General features: G+C 73.7%; 6 protein-coding genes and 1 pseudogene. 4 read left to right on the top strand and 3 right to left on the bottom strand.

What is annotated here, in order from left to right; genetic code table 11:
- Nucleotides 1–325 (top strand): annotated as a pseudogene (locus ACZ6H8_RS11525) (hypothetical protein); the annotation flags it as partial.
- Nucleotides 326–388: 63 nt separating this feature from the next.
- On the opposite strand, the gene ACZ6H8_RS11530 reads toward ACZ6H8_RS11525, so the two are convergent.
- A complete protein-coding gene (locus ACZ6H8_RS11530; protein ID WP_464146983.1) occupies nucleotides 389–1609 on the bottom strand; it encodes an alpha-hydroxy acid oxidase in 1221 nt (406 codons plus the stop codon).
- Nucleotides 1610–1932: 323 nt separating this feature from the next.
- On the opposite strand from ACZ6H8_RS11530, the gene ACZ6H8_RS11535 reads away from it, so the two are divergent.
- The gene (locus tag ACZ6H8_RS11535; protein ID WP_464146984.1) at nucleotides 1933–2889 is read left to right on the top strand and encodes a dioxygenase family protein; all 957 of its coding nucleotides are present in this window, start codon (nucleotides 1933–1935) and stop codon (nucleotides 2887–2889) included.
- 51 nt (nucleotides 2890–2940) lie between these two features.
- Here the strand turns inward: ACZ6H8_RS11535 and ACZ6H8_RS11540 are convergent, their stop codons facing one another.
- Together ACZ6H8_RS11540 and ACZ6H8_RS11545 are read right to left on the bottom strand one after the other, a co-directional pair.
- Nucleotides 2941–3579: a class I SAM-dependent methyltransferase gene (locus ACZ6H8_RS11540; protein WP_464146985.1), complete on the bottom strand. Its 639-nt coding sequence runs from the start codon at nucleotides 3577–3579 to the stop codon at nucleotides 2941–2943.
- A gap of 8 nt (nucleotides 3580–3587) precedes the next feature.
- Nucleotides 3588–4346, bottom strand: a complete 759-nt coding sequence (locus ACZ6H8_RS11545; protein ID WP_464146986.1) for an inositol monophosphatase family protein — start codon at nucleotides 4344–4346, stop codon at nucleotides 3588–3590.
- Nucleotides 4347–4549: 203 nt separating this feature from the next.
- Here ACZ6H8_RS11545 and wrbA point away from each other — a divergent pair, with 203 nt between their 5' ends.
- Both wrbA and ACZ6H8_RS11555 read left to right on the top strand, forming a co-directional pair.
- Nucleotides 4550–5149 carry an NAD(P)H:quinone oxidoreductase gene (gene wrbA / locus ACZ6H8_RS11550; protein WP_464146987.1) on the top strand — a complete coding sequence of 200 codons (600 nt, stop codon included), beginning with the start codon at nucleotides 4550–4552 and terminating at the stop codon, nucleotides 5147–5149.
- Nucleotides 5150–5215: 66 nt separating this feature from the next.
- Complete coding sequence (locus tag ACZ6H8_RS11555) at nucleotides 5216–6082, top strand: hypothetical protein (RefSeq protein WP_464146988.1); 867 nt, start codon at nucleotides 5216–5218, stop codon at nucleotides 6080–6082.
- Nucleotides 6083–6122 lie beyond the last annotated feature (40 nt).

Here is a 6122-nt window from a genome sequence, read left to right on the forward strand (position 1 = left end):
GGCCGTCGAGGTCGAGCGCGACGGCTGGAGCGTCGACGTGCGCCTCTCCGACGGCACCGAGGTCGACGTGCGCGTGCCGATGAGCGGCGAGCCCGTCGTCCGCGAGGACGACGACGACCGCACGAGCGACGCGGTGCTCGACACGTCGCGCATCGCCGACATCGTCGACGCGGCGATCGCGGCGGCCGGTGGCGGCACCGTCGAGTCGATCGAGACCGAGGACGACGACAGCCACGCGTTCGACGTGCAGGTCGACCTGGGCGGCGACCAGGACGTCGACGTCGAGCTCGCCGACGACCTGGCGGTCGTGTCGATCGACGACTGATCCGAGCGTCACGCACGAGGGCCCGCGACCACCTGGTCGCGGGCCCTCGTGCGTCGTGCTCGCTCAGCGGCGGGGCCGCAGCCGCTCGAGCTGCGTGACGTGCTGCGGGCCGAGCTCCTCGAGGGCGCCGACGCCGAGCAGGCGCATCGTGCGGGCGATCTCGCCCGTGAGGATCGCGAGCGCACGGTTCACGCCCGCCTGCCCGCCCGCCATGAGGCCGTACAGGTAGGCGCGGCCCACCATCGTGGAGCGGGCGCCGAGGGCGACGGCGGCCACGATGTCGGTGCCCGACATGATGCCGGTGTCGAGGTGCACCTCCAGGTCGCCTCCGACCTCGCGGGCGACCTCCGGCAGCAGCAGGAACGGCACGGGCGCGCGGTCGAGCTGGCGGCCGCCGTGGTTGGAGAGGGTGATGGCGTCGACGCCGAGGTCGGCGAGGCGCTTCGCGTCGGCGAGCGACTGCACGCCCTTGACGACGATGGGGCCGTCCCACGCGGCGCGCACCTCCGCGAGCGCCTCGTAGTCGACCGACGGGTCGAACATGGCGTCGAGCAGCTCGGCGACCGTGCCGTCCCACTCCGAGATCGCGGCGAACTCGATGGGCGCGCCCGTGAGGAACGACCACCACCACTCGACCTTCGGCGCCGCGTCGAGGATCGCCGTCGGCGTCAGCCTCGGGGGGAACTGCATGCCGTTGCGGCGGTCGCGGTGCCGCGCGCCGGCGACGGGGGTGTCGACCGTGATGTGGAGGGCGTCGTAGCCTGCCGCCTTCGCGCGGTGCACGAGCTCGATCGAGCGCTCGCGCTCCTTCATCATGTACAGCTGCATCCACAGCCTGCCGTTCGGGGAGGCGGCGCGGGTGTCCTCGATCGACGTCGTGCCGAGGGTCGAGAGCGTGAACGGGATGCCGTAGGCCGCGGCCGAGCGCGCGCCCGCCGGCTCGCCGGCCGTGTGCAAGAGGCGCGTGAAGCCCGTGGGTGCGATCGCGAGCGGGAACGCCACCCGCCTGCCGAGCACGTCCCATCCGGTCGAGACGTTCGTGACGTCCTCGAGCACCGTCGGGTGCAGCTCGACGTCCTGGAACGCCTGGCGCGCCCGTGCGAGGCCCACCTCGTCCTCCGCGGCGCCGTCGGTGTAGTCGAACGGACCCTTCGGCGTGCGACGCTTCGCGATCCGCCGCAGATCCCAGATGTTCGACGCCTTCGTCAGGCGGGTCTGGGCGGGGTTCGTGATGCCCGAGAGGTCGATCATCTTGGCGACCATGTCGATGGGGGACTCGGCCATGAGGCTCCTCGTGCTCGCCGCAGCCTGCTGGCCGCGGTCGTGGGTCTGGTGTCAGACGACGGCGTCGACGAGGCGCTGACGCTGCACGCCGAGGCCCTCGATGCCGATCTCCATGATGTCGCCCGCACGCAGGTACGGGAACCTGCCCGGCAGCGCGACGCTGACCTGGCACGCTCGCCCTCCTCGCCGCGTCCAGTCTCCACCAGGGGCGACGGCTGCGGCTCGTGCGAAGCCCAGAGGCGCAGCAGGGCTGCGTCCGCGGCGCGCATCGCATGCTCGTGGACGTCGGACCTGCCGGTCCGCGCGATCGAGAGGCGGAGCCCATGGCCCAGCAGATCCCCGAGCCCGACGCGACGCCAGCGGGTCCCGCCTACGAGGGGCGCCTGCTCGTGCGCCCGGACGACGAGGTCGTCGACCAGGGGCCGGGCTTCGACGTGCGCACGCTGCTCACGCGCCGCGGCATGCTCGGGCTCGTCGGCATCGGTGCGGGCACCGCCGTGCTCGCCGCGTGCACGCCCACCGCGTCGAGCACGACGTCGGCCGCGAGCGCGACGCCCAGCGCCCCCGGGTCGACGCCGAGCGCGTCGACGTCGACGCTGGGCCTGCCGTCTGCCGAGATCCCCGACGAGACCGCAGGCCCCTACCCGGGCGACGGGTCGAACGGCCCCGACGTGCTGTCGGAGTCGGGCATCGAGCGCGCCGACATCCGCTCGTCGATCGGCGTCGACGCGCCCGTCGACGGCGTGCCGCTGTCGTGCACGATCGCGGTGACCGACATGGCGGACGGCGACGCGGCGTTCGCAGGCGTCGCCGTGTACGCGTGGCACTGCGACGCGCTCGGCAGGTACTCGATGTACTCCGAGGGCGTCGAGGACGAGTCGTGGCTGCGGGGCGTGCAGGTGGCCGACGCGAACGGGCAGGTGACGTTCCAGACCATCGTGCCCGGCGCGTACATGGGCAGGTGGACGCACATCCACTTCGAGGTGTACCCGACGCTCGCCGACATCTCGGATGCCGGCAACGCGATCGCGACGTCGCAGCTGGCCTTCCCGCAGGACATGCTCGACGCCGTCTACCAGCAGGCCGCCTACGAGGGCTCGGCGCGGAACCTCGCGCAGATCACCCTCGACAGCGACGGCGTCTTCGGCGAGGACGGCGGTGTGCTGCAGATGGCGACGATCGCAGGCGACGCGACCTCCGGCTACGCGGCGACGCTCGTCGCCCGCGTCGACACGACGACGACGCCGACGGCCGGTGGGATGGGTGGCGGGCGTCCCTGATGCGGGCGGGCAGCGAGCCTCGAGGGGAGCCGCACGACCGGCCCGCCGGGGTCAGCCGGGTCGCCGAGCCAGCACCACCGCCTGCGGCATGCGCTCCGCGCCCTCCGGCTGCCGCTCGATGCGCTCGATCGGGTCGAGCCCCGCGCCCTCGAGCGCCTCGGCGAGCGTCGCCGCGTCGTGCGCCCACGCCGTGAGCGTCGCATCGGTGCCGTAGGCGCCTGCGATCGTGCGCATGCCGAAGCCCGACTGCGCAGCGGCGAGCACGACGCCGCCCGGCCGCACCACGCGCGCCAGCTCGGCCGCCGCGGCCGACAACGCCGCAGGCGGCACGTGGATGAGCGAGTACCAGGCGAGCACGCCGTCTGCGGATGCGTCGGGGGCGGGGATCGCCTCCGCCGTGCCGAGCGAGAACGTCGCGCTCGGCTGCGCGGCGCTCGCGATCGCGAGCATCGCAGGCGACGGATCGATGCCGAGCACCCGCAGGCGCCGCGCGTCGAGCCAGCGCGCGACGCGGCCCGTGCCGCACCCGACGTCGATCACGTCGCCGCCTGCGGCCGCCGCGGCATCCGCGAAGCGCTCGAGCATGGCGATCTCGAGCGGATGCTCCGCGTCGAGCGCGGGCAGCAGCCGGTCGTAGGCGACCGCCACGGCGTCGTACGCGGCGGTGCCGGGCATCTCGTCGTCCTGCACGGCGACGCTCAGCTCGCGAGCAGGATGTCGAGCAGCTCGCCCACCGCCTGCCGGTTGCCGGCGACGTGCCAGCGGTGCCCGCGGTGCTCGACGACCGCTGTGCGCCCGCCTGCCGCGTCGACGAGCGCCTTGCCTGGCAGCCAGTCCCACTCGGCGGTCGAGTGCTGCGCCCACACGCCGATGCGTCCGCCTGCGACGCCTGCGAGGTCGCACGATCCCGATCCGAGGATGCGCACCGTCGCAGCACCCGCGACGATCGCGTGCCACGGCTCGGCGACGTCTGCGTCGTCGAGCGTCGTCGGGTGCACGTACGTCGCGAGGCTGACCTCCGCGAGCGGGCGATCGACGAGCGGTGCGACGGGCGTGCCGTCGAGCGTGGTCGGCAGGCCGCGGCCTCCGATCCACGTCTCGCCCGTGATCGGCTGGTGCACCGCGCCGAGCACGACGCCGTCGGCGTCGTCGAGCGCGAGGGCGCTGCACCAGTAGGCGAGGCCCGAGAGGAAGTTGTAGGTGCCGTCGACGGGATCGATGACCCAGCGCCTGCCCGACGCGCTCTCGACCGCCGCGCCCTCCTCGCCCAGCACCCCGTCGCGGGGGCGTTCGTCGCGGATCGCGGCGAGCACGAGCTCCTCGGCGGCGTGGTCGGCGGCGGTCACGACGTCGGAGATCGACGTCTTGAACTGCGCCTCGAGCCCCGCGGCGCGCATGGCTGCGGCGAGGGCTCCTGCATCGCGGACGAGTCGGGTGGCGAGGTCTGCGTCGGTCACCGCTTCAGCCTACGAGCGCTCGGCCGTCGCGATGCGGCGTGAGCGCCGCCTCGAGTGGCATGCGCCCTCGAGGGGCCGCGCACGCCGCATCCCGACGGAGCGCGTGCGGATGTCGTGCAGATTCGAACGACTTCCGCAACCGCCTCGACGGCATCTCGCGTCGCTGCGAGCGTGGCGAGACGCCAACGAGAGGAACGGATCCGATGAAGGTCGCCGTCATCTACTACAGCTCCACGGGCACGAACCACGCCCTCGCGCAGGAGGTCGCCGCGGGAGCGGAGGACGCGGGCGCCGAGGTGCGGCTGCGTCGCGTCGCCGAGCTCGCCCCCGACGCCGCGATCGACGCGAACCCCGCATGGCGGGCGCACGTCGACGACGTCGCCCCCACCGTCGAGATCGCGAGCCTCGACGACCTCGAGTGGGCTGACGCGTACGCGTTCGGCACCCCGACGCGCTTCGGCCTCCCCGCCGCGCAGCTGAAGCAGTTCATCGACAGCGCCAGCGGACCCTGGGGCCGCGGCGTCATGGCAGACAAGGCCGTCACGAGCTTCACGTCGGCGATGAACCAGCACGGCGGCCTCGAGTCGACGATCCTCGCCCTCAACAACGTCTTCTACCACTGGGGCAGCATCATCGTGCCGCCCGGCTACACCGACGAGCTGCTGTACGCATCCGGCGGCAACCCGTACGGCACGAGCCACGCGACCGGCACGGGCGGCGATGCGCCGACGGATGCCGTGCTCGCCTCCGCGCGCTACCAGGGGCGTCGTCTCGCCGAGATCGGCACGCGACTCGCGGGCTGAGGCCCTCCGTGCCGGGATGGGCGCGCGCACGGCGCGCCCATCCCCGAGCCGTCTAGCCTGGCGTCGATGAGCGAGCACCTGAACCTCGGCCCCGCACCACGTCCCACCACGGGCGACGACCTCGTCGCCCGCATGCGGCACGCCGCACTCGACGACGCCGTCGGCAGCCTGCGTCCCGCGATCGAGCAGCTGCTCGCGACCCTCTCGGCGAGCGTCGAGGGTGCTGACGTCGCGACGCTCGACCTCGACGGCACGGGCGTCCGCATCGACGGGCTCTTCACGAGCGAGACGGGCGCATCCGACCTCGTGCCGACGCGCGACGCCGACGTCACGGTCGCCGAGCACGGCGTGCTCCGACTGCTCACGGTGCGCGCCCACCCCGTCCACGTCGAGGGCGTCCCCGTCGACCTGGGCCTCACGATCGAGGATCTGCGCATCCGCTGGGTCGACGTCGCCGACGGCACCGTGGGCATCGACGTCGTCGAGCCCGACGCCGAGCACCCCGTGCGCGGCCACCTGCGCATCGAGTCCCCGCAGGCGGATCTCGTCGCCGCCGTGCGTCGCATCGGCGAGCAGGTCGCGGCCGAGCATGGCGTCACGCTCGCCGACCTCGACGTGCGCCTTCGCTCGGACGGGCCGCGCACGGTGCACGTCGAGGCGGACGGCCGCATCAAGAAGGGCTTCCTCGGCGCGCCGGCGAGCGCGACGGCGACGCTGCGCATCGACGACGCGCTGCGCATCCACGTCGAGGATCTGCGCATCACCTCGTCGAATGCGCTCGTCGCGGGCCTGCTGGGCGCGGTGCGCGGCAGGATCGAGCAGCGCACGCGCGAGCCCATCGACCTGGCGGGCATGCTGCCGGCGGGCGTGCGCGTGCGCGACGTGCGCATCGAGGCCGGCGAGCAGGTCGGCATCGAGGCGCACCTGGGCTGACGCCGCGCCCACGCGACGTGCGTCGGCCCAGGTGCGCCTC

It is taken from the genome of Agrococcus sp. AC640b (genome assembly GCF_979255995.1).